The sequence below is a fragment of the Cytobacillus sp. C11.1 genome, assembly GCF_058145115.1.
Window position 1 is genome coordinate 495,788 of record NZ_CM176935.1, and the last position, 19,091, is coordinate 514,878.

General features: G+C 41.6%; 16 protein-coding genes and 1 pseudogene. 2 read left to right on the plus strand and 15 right to left on the minus strand.

The window, feature by feature from the left end; all coding sequences use genetic code 11:
- Positions 1 to 75: 75 nt before the first annotated feature.
- From AC3ZVC_RS02555 to AC3ZVC_RS02585, 7 genes are all read right to left on the minus strand, one after another.
- A complete protein-coding gene (locus AC3ZVC_RS02555; RefSeq protein WP_490066126.1) occupies positions 76 to 1,104 on the minus strand; it encodes a TRAP transporter substrate-binding protein in 1,029 nt (342 codons plus the stop codon).
- 36 nt (positions 1,105 to 1,140) lie between these two features.
- The gene (locus AC3ZVC_RS02560; RefSeq protein ID WP_490066127.1) at positions 1,141 to 1,770 is read right to left on the minus strand and encodes a bifunctional 4-hydroxy-2-oxoglutarate aldolase/2-dehydro-3-deoxy-phosphogluconate aldolase; all 630 of its coding nucleotides are present in this window, start codon (positions 1,768 to 1,770) and stop codon (positions 1,141 to 1,143) included.
- Between the two features lie 26 nt (positions 1,771 to 1,796).
- Positions 1,797 to 2,354, minus strand: a complete 558-nt coding sequence (gene hxlB, locus AC3ZVC_RS02565; RefSeq protein WP_490066128.1) for a 6-phospho-3-hexuloisomerase — start codon at positions 2,352 to 2,354, stop codon at positions 1,797 to 1,799.
- Positions 2,351 to 2,974, minus strand: coding sequence for a 3-hexulose-6-phosphate synthase (gene hxlA, locus AC3ZVC_RS02570; protein WP_490066129.1), 624 nt, complete (start codon positions 2,972 to 2,974; stop codon positions 2,351 to 2,353). The genes hxlB and hxlA overlap by 4 nt, the downstream gene beginning before the upstream one ends.
- 9 nt (positions 2,975 to 2,983) lie before the next feature.
- Positions 2,984 to 3,937, minus strand: coding sequence for a sugar kinase (locus AC3ZVC_RS02575; RefSeq protein WP_490066130.1), 954 nt, complete (start codon positions 3,935 to 3,937; stop codon positions 2,984 to 2,986).
- A gap of 24 nt (positions 3,938 to 3,961) precedes the next feature.
- Entirely contained in the window at positions 3,962 to 4,963 is a 1,002-nt protein-coding gene (locus tag AC3ZVC_RS02580) for a LacI family DNA-binding transcriptional regulator (RefSeq protein ID WP_490066131.1), read from the minus strand.
- Between the two features lie 375 nt (positions 4,964 to 5,338).
- Positions 5,339 to 5,569: an excisionase family DNA-binding protein gene (locus AC3ZVC_RS02585; RefSeq protein WP_490066132.1), complete on the minus strand. Its 231-nt coding sequence runs from the start codon at positions 5,567 to 5,569 to the stop codon at positions 5,339 to 5,341.
- A 221-nt stretch (positions 5,570 to 5,790) separates the two neighbouring features.
- Between AC3ZVC_RS02585 and AC3ZVC_RS02590 the strand changes: the two genes are divergently transcribed.
- Positions 5,791 to 7,449 carry a PAS domain-containing sensor histidine kinase gene (locus AC3ZVC_RS02590; RefSeq protein WP_490066133.1) on the plus strand — a complete coding sequence of 553 codons (1,659 nt, stop codon included), beginning with the start codon at positions 5,791 to 5,793 and terminating at the stop codon, positions 7,447 to 7,449.
- Positions 7,450 to 7,660: 211 nt separating this feature from the next.
- Here the strand turns inward: AC3ZVC_RS02590 and AC3ZVC_RS02595 are convergent, their stop codons facing one another.
- The 3 genes from AC3ZVC_RS02595 to AC3ZVC_RS02605 form a co-directional block, all read right to left on the minus strand.
- The gene (locus AC3ZVC_RS02595) at positions 7,661 to 8,836 is read right to left on the minus strand and encodes a toxic anion resistance protein (protein ID WP_490066134.1); all 1,176 of its coding nucleotides are present in this window, start codon (positions 8,834 to 8,836) and stop codon (positions 7,661 to 7,663) included.
- Entirely contained in the window at positions 8,833 to 9,489 is a 657-nt protein-coding gene (locus AC3ZVC_RS02600; protein ID WP_490066135.1) for a 5-bromo-4-chloroindolyl phosphate hydrolysis family protein, read from the minus strand. The genes AC3ZVC_RS02595 and AC3ZVC_RS02600 overlap by 4 nt, the downstream gene beginning before the upstream one ends.
- 323 nt (positions 9,490 to 9,812) lie before the next feature.
- Complete coding sequence (locus AC3ZVC_RS02605; RefSeq protein ID WP_490066136.1) at positions 9,813 to 10,916, minus strand: SH3 domain-containing protein; 1,104 nt, start codon at positions 10,914 to 10,916, stop codon at positions 9,813 to 9,815.
- Positions 10,917 to 11,200: 284 nt separating this feature from the next.
- Here AC3ZVC_RS02605 and AC3ZVC_RS02610 point away from each other — a divergent pair, with 284 nt between their 5' ends.
- On the plus strand, positions 11,201 to 13,117 hold the full coding sequence (locus AC3ZVC_RS02610; protein ID WP_490066137.1) for an alkaline phosphatase family protein: 1,917 nt from the start codon (positions 11,201 to 11,203) through the stop codon (positions 13,115 to 13,117).
- A 187-nt stretch (positions 13,118 to 13,304) separates the two neighbouring features.
- On the opposite strand, the gene AC3ZVC_RS02615 is transcribed toward AC3ZVC_RS02610, so the two are convergent.
- From AC3ZVC_RS02615 to AC3ZVC_RS02635, 5 genes and pseudogenes are all read right to left on the minus strand, one after another.
- On the minus strand, positions 13,305 to 14,765 hold the full coding sequence (locus AC3ZVC_RS02615; RefSeq protein ID WP_490066138.1) for a PAS domain-containing sensor histidine kinase: 1,461 nt from the start codon (positions 14,763 to 14,765) through the stop codon (positions 13,305 to 13,307).
- A 260-nt stretch (positions 14,766 to 15,025) separates the two neighbouring features.
- A pseudogene (gene rlmD / locus AC3ZVC_RS02620) lies at positions 15,026 to 16,404 on the minus strand (23S rRNA (uracil(1939)-C(5))-methyltransferase RlmD).
- A 267-nt stretch (positions 16,405 to 16,671) separates the two neighbouring features.
- Positions 16,672 to 17,607 carry a diacylglycerol kinase gene (locus AC3ZVC_RS02625; RefSeq protein ID WP_490066139.1) on the minus strand — a complete coding sequence of 312 codons (936 nt, stop codon included), beginning with the start codon at positions 17,605 to 17,607 and terminating at the stop codon, positions 16,672 to 16,674.
- Positions 17,608 to 17,846: 239 nt separating this feature from the next.
- On the minus strand, positions 17,847 to 18,464 hold the full coding sequence (locus AC3ZVC_RS02630; RefSeq protein WP_490066140.1) for a TetR/AcrR family transcriptional regulator: 618 nt from the start codon (positions 18,462 to 18,464) through the stop codon (positions 17,847 to 17,849).
- 60 nt (positions 18,465 to 18,524) lie between these two features.
- Positions 18,525 to 19,073 (minus strand): GNAT family N-acetyltransferase, encoded by a 549-nt coding sequence (locus AC3ZVC_RS02635; protein WP_490066141.1) that lies wholly within the window; start codon positions 19,071 to 19,073, stop codon positions 18,525 to 18,527.
- Between the last annotated feature and the right edge of the window lie 18 nt (positions 19,074 to 19,091).

Sequence of the window (19,091 nt, forward strand, 5' to 3'; positions counted from 1 at the left end):
TATCGTCTTCCCTCCTATTAAGGATTAAAGGGAAGACCGCACTGACACTCTTCCCTTTAACACATTCGTTTCAGATTATTTAAGATCTTTAATTTTCTTCAGTAATTCTTCTGCACCCATGTCCTTAGCAGCTTTTTCCTGCAATGGTTCAGCCAGTTCAATAAATGGCGTACGATCAATTTCGTTTACTGCAGCACCTTCATCGATGGCTTTTTTCTTATACTCTTCTTCTTGAGCATAAACTGCTTCTCTTTCAGCTTGTACTGATGCTTCCGCCGCTTCTAAAATAATATCCTGCTGTTCTTTTGTATAAGAGTCGAACTTTTTGCCGTTTACTAATAAGAATCTTGTTGTAAAGTCGTGTCCTGTTTCAGTAATGTACTTTCCGTTGTCTGTTTTGTGATGATTTTGCTGGATAAAGTATGGATAGGAGTTTTCAGATGAATCTACAACATTTTGCTGCAATGCCTGGTATAATTCTCCCCATGCAATAGAAGTTGGGATTGCGCCTGTTTGCTTCCAATAGTCAGCGATTACACCTGAAGTTTGTGTTCTGAATGTCATGCCTTTTAAGTCTTCCATCTTTTCGATTGGCTTTTTGCCATAGTAATGTCTAACACCAGCAGACCAATAGCCAACTAATTTAAAGTCATTATTTGATTTTTCATTAACAAGCTTCGCCATTTCTTCGCCAACTTCTCCATCAACAACCTTTTCCCAATGCTCATAGCTGTCAAATAGATATGGTAAAGCTAATAAATCGATTTCCTTAATGCCTGTTTGAGTCATAAAACCTGGTGATACTAAAACAACATCTGCTGCACCTAACTTAAGCTTTTCAACTAATTCTGATTCTTCCGTACCAATGGTTCCTGCATGTACTTCAACTTCGATATCGCCGTTTGACTTGCTTTCTGCGACTTCTTTAAATTTTAATAATCCGGTTTGATATGGATTATCAGGAGATGTTTGATTATGTGCTGCTACAATTTTTATCTTTTTGGAACCTGCTTCTCCGCCTGCCTCTTCTTTGCTGCTGCAGCCTGCTAAAACAGCTGATAAAGTTAAAAGTAAAACAAAAGAAATTGACAATAACTTTCTCATTTTTATTTCCCCCTTATTTTTCATTGAATTGAAAAATTATTGATTAAGTACTGCTGTATATTCAAGCGCCTTTTTAGTAAGCGTCATGAAATCTTCATCACTGTTTAAGCTCGCAGGATTGACCAGGTTGCTTCCAACCCCTGCCGCCAAAGCACCACCTCCGATATATTCCTTAATATTCCCTGCATTAATTCCGCCTGTTACCATTAGCGGGATATGCGGGAATGGGCCGTGAATGTTTTTAATGTATCCCGGACCGAATACATTAGCCGGAAAAACCTTTATCATATCCGCACCATGCTCATAGGCCGTCAAGATTTCTGTAGGAGTTAAAGCGCCAGGGATACTTGCTATTCCGTACCGTTTAGCCATTTTAATAGTTTCAGTATTCAGTGATGGAGAAACAATAAATTGGCTGCCTGCCATAATGGCTGCTCTGGCGGTTTCAGGATCCAAAACGGTGCCTGCCCCGATGAGCACTTTGTCCCCCATTTCCGTTCTTACTTTTTCAATCATCGCCATAACTCCGGGAGTTTCCGCGGTTACCTCAAGCACCTTTACTCCACCTTCGTTAAGAGCATGTGCAATTGGTACAATATTTTCTAATGTTGCTTCACGAATGACAGCAACAATGACCTGCTCTTTAATAAAATCTACTGCCTGCATTTGCCTTACCTGCCCTTCGCTTGTTTCTATTCTAGATTGGTATGTCTTTTTGTCATTTCTTCATATGCTGACTCTTGGTTTCCAGCCTGCAATGCTCCAATGATAATCGAATCAAGAACAAGGTGCACTGATTGGTCAAATTGATTGCCGAGGGGCTGAATAGTGGCTGGTTCATCGGGTCTGCGATATTTGGTTGCAGCCGGAATAACAAGAATTCCGTCACAAATGGATGCAATCTTGGAGTCCCTATTCGTTGTTACCAGAAACACCCTTGCACCGATATCTTTTGACTTTGATGCAAATTGCAGGATGGCGCCAGTTGATCCGGAGCCTGATATAGCAACTAATAAATCCCCTGCCTCAATACTTGGAGTGACCGTCTCGCCTATCACATAAACCGGAAATCCACCATGCATCAGGCGCATCGCAAACGCTTTTCCCATTAGTCCCGAACGCCCTTCTCCATAGACAAAAATCCGTTTTGCTTCCCTAAGATGCTTGGAAAGATGAATCGCTTCTTCTTCATTTATACCAGCCAGAACAGCTGAGACTTCATCAGCTACGGTTTTTATAATAGATTTCATTGATTTAACAATCCTTTCATGGCTCTAGCAGCTTCATAAGGATTATCGGATTTGGTGATAGCGCTGCCAACTATGATCGTATTAGATCTTCTCTCTATGATTCCCGGCAAAGTGTCAAGATTAATGCCGCCGGCAACCGCTACCTCCAACCCGGAAATACCTTGAGTCAGAGAGAAAAGATCTGTTCCCATTTGCCCCTCGGACTGCATATCCTTGCCAAAATGCAAACTGACTAAATCCACTCCTAGGGCTTGCAATTCTGCAACACGGCTTTGCTCCGAAACACCCAGCAAATCGACCATTATCCTTTTCTCATGTTTCTCTGCCACTTTTAGCGTATCGGTAATCGTCTTATCTGCCGAGAAGGCCATAACGGTTGTGATGTCAGCCCCTGCCTCGAAAGCCTGTGCAGCTTCGTGTTTGCCGGCATCGCATGTCTTCATGTCGGCAACAACGGTTTTGTGTGGATATATTTGCTTGATCTCGCGTACAATGGACATGCCATATTCCTTAATAACGCCAGTGCCTACTTCAATCCAATCCACAAATTTCTCTGTTTCTTTTAAAATCTTAAAACATTCTTCCCTCGTAAGGCGGTCAAGGGCTATTTGAAGATTCATACTCTCACCCTATCTTTCTACGAATTCTCTTTCTCCGAGTTGAACGAGAACATCTTCCAGATACGGAAGGCCTTCGTTATCTCCTGAAACACTGACAACCATCGAACCTATGACATTTGCAAATTTCAATGTCTTCTCCAGCGGCCATTGGTTTAAAAGTCCGTAGATAAATCCGGAGTCAAACCCATCTCCAGCACCTACTGTATCCACAACTTTACTTGTTTTAAATGCCGGAGCCTCGATGTACTCGCCATCACGGTATCCGATAGAGCCTTTTTCTCCTTGCTTAATGGCGATATGGCTAATGCCGAAAGCTTTGCTTTTTTCTATGATCTCACTTGGATCGCTTGTACCCAGCAGCAGTTCAGCCTCTTCTTCACCAGTTAAGAAAATATCAACAAATGGAAGAAATTCTCTTAACACTCTTCTCGCTTCTTCCTTGCTCCAAAGTTTCAGCCTGATATTTGGATCAAACGAAACAAGAACGCCATGCTTCTTGGCTAGAGAAATCGCATGTTTTATAAGATCAATGTTTTTCTCCTTATCTACTGCAGGAAATACCCCTGTTATATGAAGAACTTTTGAATTTTTAATATAATCTTCATCAAGTGTATCAACTGTTAATGCGGCAGTTGGAGAGTTGGTTCGGTAATAAAAGGTTCTGACGCTCCCATCGCCCATTATCTCCTTGAAATTTAGAGAAGTCGGATACCCGTCTACAAGTTCTAATTGTGAGACGTCAATTCCCTCTCCCCGTACTGTATTAAAAATATGTCTGCCAAATTCATCATTCCCAAGACGGCTAATCCAGCCTGTCTTTAAACCTAGACGGGAGCAGCCGATGGCAACATTCAATTCCGCCCCGCCAATTGTTCGTTCAAAGGTCGAAACAAACCTCATTGGACCAGTTGCAGAGGGATTGAAGGTAATCATGGCATCCCCGATTGTAATTACATCATTCATGGCTTAACATCCTTTTCGATTCTTTTAACATGATTCTCTTATAATAAGTTTTGGCTCAAATCGATAAACCAGCCTTTCCTCTGGTGTTGTTCTTTTTTGTATTTTATTTAACAAGTGTTCAGCAGCTTTATTTCCTATCTCAAATGCCGGCTGCGCCACTATAGTCAGGCCTGGCTCGTAAAAACTCGCAAAAGAGACATCATCAATCCCAATAACAGCCAGATCTCCCGGTATGCTTAAATTTTTTTCTTTTACATATTTAAGGATCTCTATTAGAGTTAGATCATTTCCAGCAAGAATGGCTTCCGGGGGATTTTCAAGGGATAGCATTTCCCTTAGCCCATTTTTAATCTCGCTGACTTCCAGGCTCTTAATATAATCTTCCTTAATTGATAAGCCGTTTAACTGTAATGTTTTTTTATATCCGTTTAGTCGTTCCATCCTTGGTGTTACATTTCTGATTACATTGGTGATAATGCCGATTTTTTTGTAACCTTTATTAATTAAGTGCTGTACGCCCAGGCCAGCCGCTTTTTCATTATCAAGCAGCATAGAGGGTATATCTACATCAGGAACTGTACGGTCAACGAACACTATTGGATATTTTTCCTTTAACATGTCATTATAAAGATCTTTATTATCGCCAGTTGGAAGCAGGATAATCCCGTCTACCTGTTTAGCACGAAGCATTTCAATATATTTCTTCTCTTTTATGGGATCATCATCAGCGTTACAGACAATAGTGTGAAAATCAGATTCATGACACATATCTTCAATTGCTCTAATTACCTGGGTCGAGAAAGAGTGAAGAATATTTGCTACAATTACACCAATCGTTGTTGTTGATTTTTGCTTTAAACTTCTTGCCAAAATATTTGGCCTGTAGCCCAGCTCTTTGATGGCTTCTTCTATTCGCTTCTTTGTACCTTCCCCCATATAATCAAACCTTTTGTTTAAATATTGGGAGACTGTACTTTTTGATACATTTGCATGCTGAGCAACATCAGCTATAGTAACCGTTTTCATAAACTCTTCTCCGAATCCATTCATTTTTCCATTTTGTCTAAACCGATTTACTAAACCGGTTTACTAAATCGATTTATCGTAATTATAAAAAAACTGAAAGCGCTTTACAATACTTTTTTAAAAATTTATAAAATATTTTTTTTAATTCTAAATAAAGCTTTCCCAGTAATAAATAAAAAAAGAGCAGCCGCCCCCAGAAGGAGACGCCTGCTCTTTTTATTATTTTACGTCCTGCTCATGAACCATATCTGGTGAAGCTTTTACTTTAGGAGTCTTTTTTGGCTTGGGACCCATACTAAACTTTATCTACCTTAAAGTTTATTTAAAATAATAATAATTGTAAAATAATGTGTTTTTAGATAAAATTGTCCATATTCAATCTTCGTCCTTAATATCACGATCCTCCGGAATAGGTTCATTTAAAATCTCTTCAACAAGATCCTTATATTTCTCCATTTGCTTTAAATGGGCGTTAAACTGATCCTTATATATCAAAAATTGCTCCCCGTCATGAATTGCACGGATCTTTTTTTGCTGAATCAGGCTCTCTACATATGCTTCCGGATAGGATAAATACTCTGCGGTTTCTTTAATGGTAAGGTACATGTTAATCATTCCTTCTTTATTTTCGGTCTATTATTTTCATCTTCCAATTTACTGGCACTAGATGACTCTACTAAAATCCGATAGAATAGTAAATGTTAATACGATTTCACGCATTTTATGCACTTTTATTATACAGCTATTATGGAGGAATAAAAAAATACTTATTTGACTGAATTCCAGCCCTCTTTTCAGCCAAATTGAGAACAGGAGGAAAACAAGCTATGGATAAAAAAAGGCTATTGGTCTTATATATCGTCATCAGCCTTATCTGGGTATTTGGAACTAATTATCTCTTAGACATGCTTGAACCTTCTTCTCTTGCTTATTACCTTAAAAGGGGTAAAGAATTTCTGTACATTCTGGTTACAGGATGGCTGCTCTATTACTTTATGAGCAAAAGAGAAGAACTTAGTGCTTCAAGGGAAGATGAAAAGCGGCTGTCCACTTTAATCAATTCCATGGTGGACTTTGTAAATTTCAAAGATGGAGAAGGCCGCTGGATTGAATCCAATGAATTTGGCCTGAAGTTATTCAACCTTGAGAAGGTTGACTATAAAGGAAAAAAGGACTCGGAATTGGCTGAGTATACAGATTTTTACGCTGACGCACTTCGGTACTGTGAAGCGTCAGATGAAGAGGCATGGAAAAACGGGAAAATCACCCGCCTGGAAGAAGTCATTCCCTTGCCCGATGGGACAGTAAAGACCTTTGACACGATTAAGGTTCCCCTTTTCCATTCAGACGGAACAAGGAAAGGCCTCGTGATTATCGGACGTGATATCACGGAAAGAAAACGAGTGGAAAAATTGCTCGAAGAAAGCCAGCAGCAATACAAATCATTGTTTGAATACAATACAGAAATTGTTTATATGACCGACCTTGATGGAACTATTATGAAGGTGAATCCTCAATTTAAGGCTGTGACAGGCTATAGCCCTGAGGAAACGCTTGGAAAGAATATTTATGATATTTCACCTGACCGTTATAAAGGGAAAGTGAAAGAAGACTTCACATCCATCCTCCAATATAAAAAGCCAAGAACATGTGAATTTGAATTTATGCATAAGAACGGCGGCCAAATAACGTTACAATGCACTGCCCTGCCGATTATCGTTAACGGGCAAATTGCAGGAATAATCGGCTATGGAAAGGATGTGACAAAGCTCCGGCAGGCAGAGGAAAGATTGCGCCGGACTGAAAAACTTTCCGTTGTTGGCGAGCTGTCTGCAAGTGTTGCCCATGAAATCAGAAACCCGCTGACATCCTTAAAAGGCTTTGTACAGCTGATGCAGCTGGAAGATGAAAAGCATCAATTCTATTATCAGATCATGCAGGAAGAGCTGGATCGGATTAACCATATCGTCGGCGAGCTGCTGCTGCTGGCTAAGCCGCAGGATATTTGCTTTACAAAAGCAGACATCCAGACCATTCTGTTTAATGTTATTTCACTTCTAAAAACAGAAGCCAGCATGCATAGCGTTGAAATTGAATTTTTGTTAAAATCCGATGTATTCATGATTGAATGCGAACCAAACCAGTTAAAACAGCTCTTTATAAATATTATTAAAAATGCTATTGAAGCTTCTAATGAAGGCGGCAAGGTGGTCATAACCCTTATGTCTGATGATGACCAGGTTACCATTCTTGTAAAGGACGATGGATGCGGCATGTCAGAAGAACGGCTTAACCGAATCGGTGAACCTTTCTACTCCTCCAAGGAAAAAGGAACCGGACTCGGTCTTACTGTCAGCTTCAAAATTGTTGAATCCCACAACGGCTCCATTCATTTCAATAGTGAAAAAAGCAAAGGAACCGAAGCAGTCATTAAGCTGCCTGTCAAAAAGCAAACTCCCATTGCGGAAGCAGAATTGACAATCTAGACATGAAAAGAGCGGTTTCAATCAAACGTTTGATTGAAATCGCTCTTTTTAATATCTATGAAGCTTAAATGGTTGATGACGTTAGCTTTAACAAGGGAAATCCGCGATGTAATCAGAGGGAAATTCCATTTTATCAACGAAAAAATCAATATATCAACGAAAGTGGACGGTATATCAACGAATCGTAAAATTGCCACCCTGGCTGCAGCCGCTAGTTCCCCTTAATCTCCAGCAGCTTCTGCCTTAAATCGCTTTCCATGTTGGCGAGATCATGCTCAGCCTGGCGGCGTTTGTTCCGGCCTTCTTCCTGAATCCTCAAAGTCTCTTCAAGAGTGGAAATGAGGTTCTCCTGTGTTTTCTTTAATGTTTCAATATCGACAATGCCGCGTTCATTTTCACGCGCCGTCTCAATTGTATTCATTTTCAGCATTTCAGCATTTTTCAAAAGAAGGTCATTCGTTGTTTTTGAAACCTTCTTCTGGGCTTCTACCGCATGGCGCTGCCGGAGCAGTGTCAATGCGATCGCCACCTGGTTCTTCCAAAGCGGAATGGACGTCATGATCGAGGATTGAATCTTTTCCACCAATGCCTGGTTCGTGTTCTGGATCAGGCGGATTTGCGGAGCACTTTGAATCGTGATTTCACGGCTTAGCTTCAAGTCATAAAGACGCTTATCCAGGCGGTCGGCAAACTGAATCATATCGTTTACTTCCTGGAACTTCATTTGGTCTTTTGTTTCCTCTGCCTTTTTCTTAAGCTCCGGAATCGTTTTTTCATGGAGTTCTTCAAGCTTGAGCTCCCCTGCCGCAATATACACATTCAAAGCATGGAAATACTCTTTATTATTTTCATAGAGCTTATCAAGCATGACTATATCGGAAAGCAAAAGATTCTTGCTGCGCTCAAGCTTCACGCTGATCCGGTCAATCTGGGCTCCTGTTTTCTGGTACTTGGAAAGCACTTCCTGAACAGAGCCAGAAAGCTTTCCAAACATCCGTGCAAAAAAAGAGGCTTTCTCTGGCTTTAGTTCGTCAGGGTTTACATCATTAAATTTCTTCATTAGATCATTAATAATTTCCCCCACTTCGCCGACGTCCTTTTTTTGAACATGCTCCAGCATTGTATGGGAAAAAGATAATAGCTTTGACTGGGCCGGCGTTCCATAAGAAATCATCGCCTGATGATTGGCCGGGTCTATTTGCCTGGCAAGCTGAAACGCCTTTTCCCGATTTTCTTCTGGTATTACATCAATCAGCCTTGTCCGCTTTTCCTCCCGGGAAGGGGCTGAGGCAAGCTCCTGCTTTTCCCCAAATGGGTCAGCCAGCAGGTCATCCACCAAGTTCGCCTTATTTGTATTTTTTAACAGGGGAGAATTTTCTTCAGTCATTTTAATCTCCTGCTTTCATCGTGAATTCTCGAATCTTTTATCTTTTCAATAGAATTCTTGGCAACATCAATTTCAAAGTTAAGCTGATCAATATCTTCCTCTATAACCCGATGAAGGTCCTCCTCCACATGATGGGTCAGCGCATCAAGTGTACGGCGGGTTTCCTCAAGCGACTGATTCAATTCACGTGTCTTTTTAGGCTGAGACGACAGAAAGACATATTTTTCTGCCAATTCCACCGCGGAATCAAGATGTGAAAAATAAAACTGCTCCGCCTGGTAAAAGCGCTTCGGTTCCTTTCTTGTCAGCCTATAAATCCTTCTCGTTACCCTCATGAACTCCATCCGCTGCTTAAGCGTTGGAAAATGGCGAATCGAAAACATCGCCTTATGCAAACGGGTTAACTTTCGCTTCGCTTCATCAAGGTTTCTCTTTATATATTGGTATTCCCTTCTCGTCAATCCATGCTTTTTTAAAAATCGGTGCCGCTGAATCACTCCGCCTGCCCAATACGTTAGCAGTCCGGTTCCAACACCATATACACCCGACAAGAGAAAGGTTTGATCAAAAGCAAAATAACTTACCAGCCAAACACTGACCGACAACGGAAGCGCCGTCAGCATGCGGAAAGCAAAGGCTAAAAAAGAATTCATCTCTATCGACTCCTGACTCATAGTCCTACTTATTTATACGTTCCTCGCAAACATAAAGTTTCATCCACAGACATAATTACAGCATATTTCACAAAAATCAGGCACCCGCCCTTAAACCTATTAAAACACTTTTTAAAAACTTCTCAAGTATAAAGATACAAAAAACCCCGCCTCCCCGCCATAGACCACGTAAGTAAAGACATCTAAGACCTGAGACGTATTTAATTCGTTTTTCCTGAATATAAAAAAGCATTTGCCCTGAATCCCGCAAATGCTTTTATAGCTATATAAGATTTTATCCATGAATTTGAGCAGCTGCCTTGCTATTTGACTGCCAATGCGCGCTTGCCCATAGCATTATAAATTTTAATAAACTTGTCTTTTGGCATTTTCACATCTTTTTTGACTGCTTCGCTATCATTAAAATAAACATAGTCAGCATCCACTCCTGTTACAACAATACAGTGCAATGGAGTCGGGGCACTAATGGTTTTTCCCGCAGGCGTTTTCCAGCTTCTTTTATTAGGCATTTCATGGCTAATCGTAAACCATGCCAGCACGGGGCTGCCTTGAGAAACATGCTTTTCTATTTCCGAAAAATCTTTTCCTGTCAAATTCACTCCGCCTGGACGGTACTGATCCAGTAATTTTTTCAGTGGTCCCGGGTTTATCGTGTGGCCATTCCCAAAAGGAGTTCCAACAAACCCGATATCCGGATCTCCCCAAGTTTTAATAGATCCGTCTGTATTTCTCACTAGCTCAGTTGAATCATAAGGCATTTGTTTCGCAAGGGTAGTTTTCCTGATATTTACACCGTAATATTTTAACGCCATGGCAAGTGACGTCACTTCACAGCCGCTTGGCAATTCAGGCCGCTGTGCAATAAGCGGGACATTTAGCTTGGCTACTCGGGAGTCACTAATAGTCACATATTCGCCGCTCACATAGCCTGAAGTGCCATTATATGATATTTTATACCAGCCATTGCTTTCCTTATGTATAACGCTCAATATCGATCCATTCTTCAAGAGGCCGATTTTACTGTAATTCAATCCTGGACCCTTGCGGACATTCAAAGCGGTTGCATCCACCCGGTAGAGCTTATCATTCGTTTTCACGAATTGGCCGCTGACATAGCCTGTTTGGCCTTTGTATGTAATCTTGTACCAGCCGTTATCCAGCCTCTGTATTACCTGAATACTGCTGCCTTGAGACAAGCTTCCTACCCGTTCATAATCTGTTCCGGGTCCCAAACGGACATTAAGATTGGTTGCATCAACGATGTAAGATGAAGAAGCTGCTTCTGCCATGCTTTGATTAGAACTTAAAGGAGCCAATGGTGAAAACACACCTCCTGTCAAAATAGCAGCAGCAACTGATCCCTTTAATAGTGCCCTTTTTCCAGGCGGACCTTTCAATCTATTCATATTCTCTCCTCCAAACAATGTCGAATTTACGAACTATTATAAAAATATAGATTAAGATACAGCTAGTCTACCTCTTTGGGACTGGAAAAATTTTATTGAATCTAAAGGATTAACTAGTTTCATAAATGCAGGAAAATCGGCATCCGAAGATACACCCTATTTATTCAAAAAAATTGAAATATGATGTGCATAGATGAAAGGGATCATTCAACCTTTGTTTAAATGGGAGATTAATAGGGAATACACTTTTGTACCAATTTTCATACACCACGGAGGAAAACATAATGAAAAAGCACTATTTTTATATAATCATTTTATTGGTTGGTTCTATTGTTTCTCCAACTTCAGGTTATGCGTCACAAACTAAGGAGCAGGATAACAAGGTTATTTTGATTTCATTCGATGGAATGCGCAACGATCTGACAAAGGAGTATGTGAAGGGCGGCAACCTCCCTCATATCGAGTCTCTTATGAAAAATGGAGTAGCTGCCAAGGATTCCAAGACTGTTACCCCATCACTAACTGCTCCCTCCCATGCGGCGATTGCAACGGGTGCAGATCCTTCCGAAACCGGCATGGTCAGCAATAAGTGGCAGGACCCACACAAGGAATTGGCAAACGGAGAGAGTGCCTTTCACCAGCCTCTTGATAAGAGCCCGCTTTGGAAGGAAGCCAAAAAGAACGGCAAAACAACAGCTACAGTCCTGTTTCCCGGGTCAAACCCTAATGCCGGTTCGCAGGCAGATTACGCTGTCTATTACGGTGAAACTTGGGCAGAAAGCTCATTGGACAAGCTAACCTTCAAAACTGCTGGCGGCGGGAAACACACTGAAAAAAGCTTTAGTCCTTTAAAAGAAGCGAAAATGAAGCTGCCCCTGCAAAAAGCCAAAAATAGAGAAATCAATATTTTGGCAATGGACACAACAGATGATGGCAAAACAAATTATGACCGTTTTATTTTTTCACATAATCGTTCTGCTGCTCAGGATGATTCCGTAGTAAAAGCCAATGAATGGGGTTCCTTCCCTGTGGAGGTGGATCGCAAATCGGCAGGCTTCTGGTTTAAACTGAAGGCAGATCCAGCTCTCGAAAAGGCAAGCATTTACCGGACGGCTGTCACTTCAGCCCTCATTAAAGGACCAGTAGGCTTCAAAGAAGAAATCAACTCGGAATACGGTTTCTTTCCTGTTCAGGATGACACAAGGGCTTTTAAGAAAGGCTGGATTTCAAGAGAGGAATATGAAGAAATCAGTTCCCGCTTTGTCAGCTGGACGACAGATGTTTCTCTTCATATAAAAGAAAAATACCAGCCCGACTTGCTGATGTTCTACGCACCGCAAATTGACCATGAATCACACCATTTCCTGCTGACAGATCCAAGACAGCCAGAATATACAGAGGAAAGGTCAAAGAAGCATATGAAATATATTGAATGGTCCTATAAGCTTGCTGATGACGTGGTCGGGAGAACAATGGACAGCTTAAATAAAAATGACCATCTGCTGATTGTTTCAGATCACGGAATGGAGCCAGTACACACCCTCCTGGCCCCAAACACGTTATTAAAAAAAGCAGGCTACTTGAAGACCGATAAGGAAGGAAAGGTTGATGCAGAGAAATCAAAAGCTATTGCTGTTGCCAGCGGATCCGCTGCACAGATTTATATTAATCAAGACCTATCAGAACCAAAAAAGGAAAAGGTATCCAGGGGAGTTGAAAATCTTTTTAGCACGTATCAAATAAAACCTGAATTTAAAAAAGCAGCACTCAAGCAGTATTTTGGTGAAATGGGCGATACCCTCCCGCAGAAGCACTTTAGCGACTTTGACCAAAAAACAAAGCAATTTTTCCATTATTTATTGCGCAAAAAGGAACATCCCTATCAAGTTGCCGATGGAAGTGAACAAGAAAAAGACCATCCCAACGAAGGCGAAATCCTCCTGCTTGGAGCCAAGGGCTTTATGATGGGCAGCGGGCTAACAAAAGCCGAACTTCCTGTAATAGAGCTTGGCAGCCACGGAGGCGACCCTGATCGAAAAGAGCTTAAAGCGGTATTCATCGCCCAAGGTCCTTCGTTTAAAAAGGGCGAAAAAACCGGTTCGATTACTACACTTGATATCGCCCCAACTGTGTATAAAATTTTAGGCATTCCTCGCCCTGACTTTCTTGAAGGTGAAGTGCCCGAGGATACTCTTAAATAAGGAAAAGGCCTTGCGGAGATGCAGGGCCTTTTTGTTTATTTTCTTAAAATGTACATTTTAATCATTTAGATGCCGGACTCTTCTTTTGTCCGCTGGGTCCCTCTCTTTACACGCAGCTTCCATCTTTTACTCGGTTCCCATTCTTCATAAAATAACCCATCCTACAAAGAGATAAGACACATCATAACTATATGCTATCGAGCTCCACCAGCACAGTGGTGCCTTCCCCAATTTGGCTTTCTATTCTCATCGAGCCATGGTGCTCCTGGATGATTTTATTGCTGACCGTGAGCCCTAGACCGATTCCCTTATCTTTTGTCGTGTAAAAAGGTGTTCCGAGGTAGCTTAATAAATCTGCATTAATCCCTGGTCCTTCATCTGAAAAAGCAACTCTCACACGCTTATGATCTGTTCTTTCAACGCCAATACGGACATTTCCGCCATTAGGCATGGCTTCAATCGCGTTTTTCAGGAAGTTGACAAACACCTGCTTCAGCTGGTGAGGGGAACATAGTAACACGATGTTATCTTCATCATAGTCAAGCTGGATTTGAACATTATGGAGCAAGGCCTGCGGGTGCAGGACATTAATAGTGCTTTCCAGGATGGATATTAGATTTCCCTTCTCAAACTCGATCGCCTGAGGCTTAGCCAGCGACATAAATTCATTTACAATCATGTCGATTCTCTCGAGCTCTTCCATAATAATAGACAAGTAGTCATCCTGCTTTTCCTGGTTAACACTTGACTGGAGAAGTTTTGAAAACCCTTTCAATGAAGTAAGCGGATTTCGGATTTCATGGGCAACGCCCGCAGCCAGCTGGCCAATAATGGAAAGGCGATCCAGATTCCGAAGCGCAGCATCGTTATTGACCCTGTCAGTAATGTTTCTGCCTACGGCCACGAATAACTCATTTTCCCCTTGTTCATTTAAAATCGGAGAAATACTCGTCTCGACAAAAACAGTTTCGCCGCCGGATGTAAATAATTTCGTTTCGATCAGCTGAGGCTCACCGGTTTCCAATAGATTTTGAAACATCCAGTGAAATTTTTCTTTTTCCTCTGGCGGCATGACGTCACAGCAGTTTTTGCCAACGAGCTCCCTTGGAGAATAGCCCAAAACCTTTTCATGTGAAGGGGATGCATAAATAAGTGTTTGGTCCTTTTTAAAAACCTTAATCATATCTGTCGTATTTTTCGTAATTAAGTCATAGAGCTCCCTCGTTTTCCTTAACTCTCTTTCCATGCTTTTTAAATCAGTCATATCCCGGAAAATAGCGAGGACCGCTATGATTTTGCCCTTTGAGTTCCGGAAAGGAGAATAGGACACTGAAATATCCAAAACCGAGCCGTCCTGATGATAGCGCTGCGTCATTACATTGCTGTATACTTTTCCAAGCTTGACCAATTTTATAATATCCTTAACCTCGTTAGGATTTTGAAATTCTGTAAACTTTTTTCCGATAACTTCTTTTTCGGTATAGCCAAAAATCACCGTGTACATATGGTTTACTCTTATAAAACGGTTTTCCATATCAATTATGGCAACCCCATCTGCCGTACAATTCAGGAACAAATCTATTAATTCATCAGGATTGGAATAGATTGAATCACCATCATTCCCTAGAATCGGGAAACCTTTTATCAATGAGCTCACCCCATTTTCCGACTTTATTAAATCTATTTTACAGAATTTTACGATAAAAAACATAAAAATTGTCGGAAAAACCTACATTTTTAAGAAGCCTAGGTTACTTAAGGAAAAAACTCTGTGAAAATTGGAAGAGGTTAGGAGTAGGGAGCAGAAAACAAAGAATCAAACTAGAAATCAGGACTATTCAACTACTTCTATACCCATTACCTTAAGACTTTTTGCTATGCACAGTAAAAAAGGCAACTCCCCTAGGGTTAGCTGCCTTCTCTCCACTCAATTTTCGCAACCGCCTCACAATGCATAGTCTGCGGAAACATATCAACCGGCTGCACTTCAACAGTCTTGTATCCGCCGTCCTCCAGGATGCGCAATCCCTCGCAAGCGTTCCGGGGTTGCAGGACACATAGACGACCTTCTTTGGCTTCATACTTAGGATGGTTTGCAAAAGGGCTTCGTCACAGCCTTTTCGCGGCGGGTCCACAACAAGTACATCCGCTGTGTTGCCCTTTTTATACCAGTCGGGAATGACCTCTTCAGCTTTCCCAACTGCGAACCCGGCATTAGTAATTCCGTTTAGGGCTGCATTCCGCTTGGCATCCTCAATTGCTTCAGGTACAATCTCAACACCGAAAACCTCTTTTGCTTTCTGTGCCAAGAAAAGGGAAATCGTCCCGATTCCGCAATACGCATCGATTACCTTTTCTTCTCCGCTCAAGTTCGCATACTCCAGCGCTTTATCATATAATACCTTCGTTTGCTCAGGATTCACCTGATAAAAAGAGCGTGCAGAAATGGCAAATTTAATATTCCCGATGAAGTCATAGATGACTTCTTCTCCCCACAAGAGCCTAGTAACATCGCCCATGATTACGTTCGTCTTTTTTGTATTCACATTATGGACAACTGATTTAACACCTTGAACACTTCCGACAATCTCTTCCACGATCTTCTGCTTATGCGGCAGCTCGTTCGTTCTCGTGACCAGCACAATCATCACTTCACCAGTAACTAGCCCGTAGCGCGCCATGACATGGCGGAGTTCACCTTTGTGCCTGCCTTCATCATAAGCACGCACACCGTATCGGCTGCAAATTTCCTTTACCTTCTGGACCACCTCATCATTTTTTTCCTGCTGGATGAGGCATTCTTTCATATCAATGATTTGGTGAGTACGCTGCTGGTAAAATCCTCCGATCAGCCCGCCTTCCTGCTCACCAATCGGCACCTGTGCTTTATTGCGGTAGCGCCACGGATCCTTCATGCCTAGGACTGGATGAACCTTTATATTCTCAAGCTTGCCAATCCTAGTCAGCACATCCCTGACCTGCTTTTCTTTTGTAAGAAGCTGCCCCTCATAACTCAAATGCTGAAGCTGGCAGCCCCCGCATTCTTTATAGATCGGACATGGAGCCTCAACCCGGTATGGACTTTCTTCGTACGTTTCAATTAAACGGGCGAATCCGTACCCTTTGTTGACTTTAATAACCTTTACCTTTGCCTTTTCGCCGGGAAGCCCGTTTGGCACAAACAGCGGGTAGCCATCTACTTTGGCAACCCCCGCTCCCTCATGGGTCAAATCCTCAAAAATAACATCTATATAATCATTTTTTTGAACTGGTAATGTTCTGTTCATTGTTTTCTTCCTTTTCAGCTTAATTCCGTGACCTTTTTGACTAGAGAGATTGTATCACAAAACAGGGGTAATTACGAAATTAGATACTGGCTGCAGTTTTAACGGGCTAATATATTGCTCTATCCAAAATTTTTTCAAAGCAAAATAATAGGCAGTCAAAACAGGGCTGGAAAGCGAAGCAGCCAAAGAAGCAAAGAATTCAATCAAACGTTTGATTGAATGGGGATATTCATAAAAAAAAGCCCGCTCCAAAGAGCGGACTTCTTCTTATTCATGCGGACTTTCCCAATCTGTCGGGCGGTCTTCTTCCCGGATCTGGTCAATTGGCACAAAAACTTCCAGATGCCTGTAGAGGTTGACGAATTCGGCTGGAAGCAGCCCGCCAAATTCGCCGTCCAGGTTAAGCTGGACTTTTTCCTTGGCTTGGACCTTAATCCGGTTTGCCTGAGTATAGATCACGTTCGGATCTTTGACATGCTCTCCGCGGACTGCCAGTGTAGCAATCCGAATAAAGTCGGCTAGATTGGTTTTCTTTAATATCAGCAAGGAGAACATCCCGTCATTGATGCTGGAATCAGGAGCAAGCTTTTCAAAGCCGCCTACTGAATTTGTTAGCCCCACAAGGAAAAGCATAACTTCCCCTTCAAACATTTTTCCGTCAAACTCGATGCTCACTTCAGTTGAACGGATGGAAGGAAGCATTTCAATCCCTTTTAAATAGTAAGCAAGCTGGCCAATCATTGTTTTTAGCTTGCTTGGCACTTCATAGGTCAGCTCTGTCAGCCTTCCGCCCCCGGCAATATTAATAAAATATTTTTCATTAATTCGGCCTATATCAACTGGGATTGTATCCCCTTTGACAATGATATCAGCCGCCGCTTCTACATCCCTTGGTATATGAAGCGCCCGTGCAAAATCATTTGTGGTCCCGGTCGGGATAATCCCAAGGCGCGGACGGTAATCCTGCTCGGCCAGCCCGTTTACAACTTCATTGATTGTACCGTCGCCGCCGGCTGCAATCACCAAATCAAAGCGGCGCTCAACAGCTGCCCGTGCTGCTTTTATCGCGTCCCCCTCGCAAGTTGTAGCATGGCAGGAGGTTTCATAGCCTGCCCCCTCCAGCTTTTGCAGAACCTCTGCCAAATGCCTTTTAAAAATTTCACGGCCCGAGGTTGGATTATAAATAATTCTTGCTCTTTTCATAGCCCATCATCCTATTATTTAATCAACTTTGTCTTAATCCGTTTATATAATTCCATCTTTTTACATCATAGCGAATAGACATGTACTTAGCAATTTTTACGTTGCACTTCCGGTTTCTATTCTATTCACTTCCGCATGTTTTCACAAGTAGCAGATGGCACAAAAGAATTATACCCTCATCCGGCAAAAAAGTATCCTGATTAAGCATTATTTTTCAAAAGAGTAATAGGCTATGCCCTTTAGACTTGTCTCAGATCCTTCAGGACAAGGCTTTTTACATAATCGATGACTGTTCTATATGGATATTCTTTATTTAAAACGCTATGAAGCATTGCACCATCCATTATGGTCCAAAACATGCCGGCTACGTAATTCGGGTCTGCATCCGGGCGGAATTCACAGGAAGCCTGCCCTTCTTCCATAATATCGGTGATGAGCTTTAAAAAGAACTTCTTTCCTCTTTCATTCAAAATCCGGTTTAAATTTTCATCCCTGGACGAATGTAATGTAAATTCCAGATGAACCACAATTTTATCCTTGCGTTCCTGGCTAAACGGACTCATTTCCCTGTATAAATCAAAAAGATACTCAAGCTTTTCTTCAGCTGTAGATAGAATGGAAATTCTCTCTACAAGCCTGGCATTCGTTGCTTCTGTCTGCTCGTTCATAAGCTCAAGATAAATTTCTTCTTTGCTTTTAAAATAATTATAGATGGCGCCTTTGCTTATTCCCGAATAGGCAACAATGTCATCAATCGTAGCAGCTTGAAAGCCCTTCTTGGCAAAGCAGGCAAGCGCGCCGGCAAGAATCTCTTTTTTCTTTTTCCGCTTATATTCCTCGGATACGATAGGCGCCAAATTAGTCCCTCCGTTGTAATTAAGTTAACTTTTTTTAGTTTATCATTCTCTTGTGTATGCTTACCTAAAGCTTTTAAATTCATGGCGCAGAATGCTCATTATGTAATTGTCATAGTATTCCCCATCATATAAAAGCTCTCCGCGGAATGCACCCTCACGGACAAACCCAGCCTTTTCGTATGCCTTAATGGCCCGCTTATTATATTCATAAACGTTTAAGGCGACTCTATATAGACTGAGGACCTCAAAGGCGTATTCAAGAATTAGCCTGACAGCTTCCGTTCCAAGCCCTTTCCCATAATGCTCTTCTTTGTAAAGTGCAATTCGAATGTTAGCATTTCGGTTCAGATAGTCAATTTCGTTCAGTGCCAAGTCCCCGATAACCTCTCCTGTTTCACTTAAAGTAATCACCAGGTCCATACGGCTTTTATCATTTTTAAAATTTTCATATGCTTTCTCTATCGATTCCATTGTTAAAAAATGCTGGGTTCCTGTCAGCTTGCGAAAATCAGGATCCAGTAATGCATAATAAATATTCTCGTGATCCCCCTGCTGAAACGGCCTTAAATGAACTCTTTCACCATATAAAAATTTTTTTGTCTGAGACATTTTTTTCTCCTTCATTTC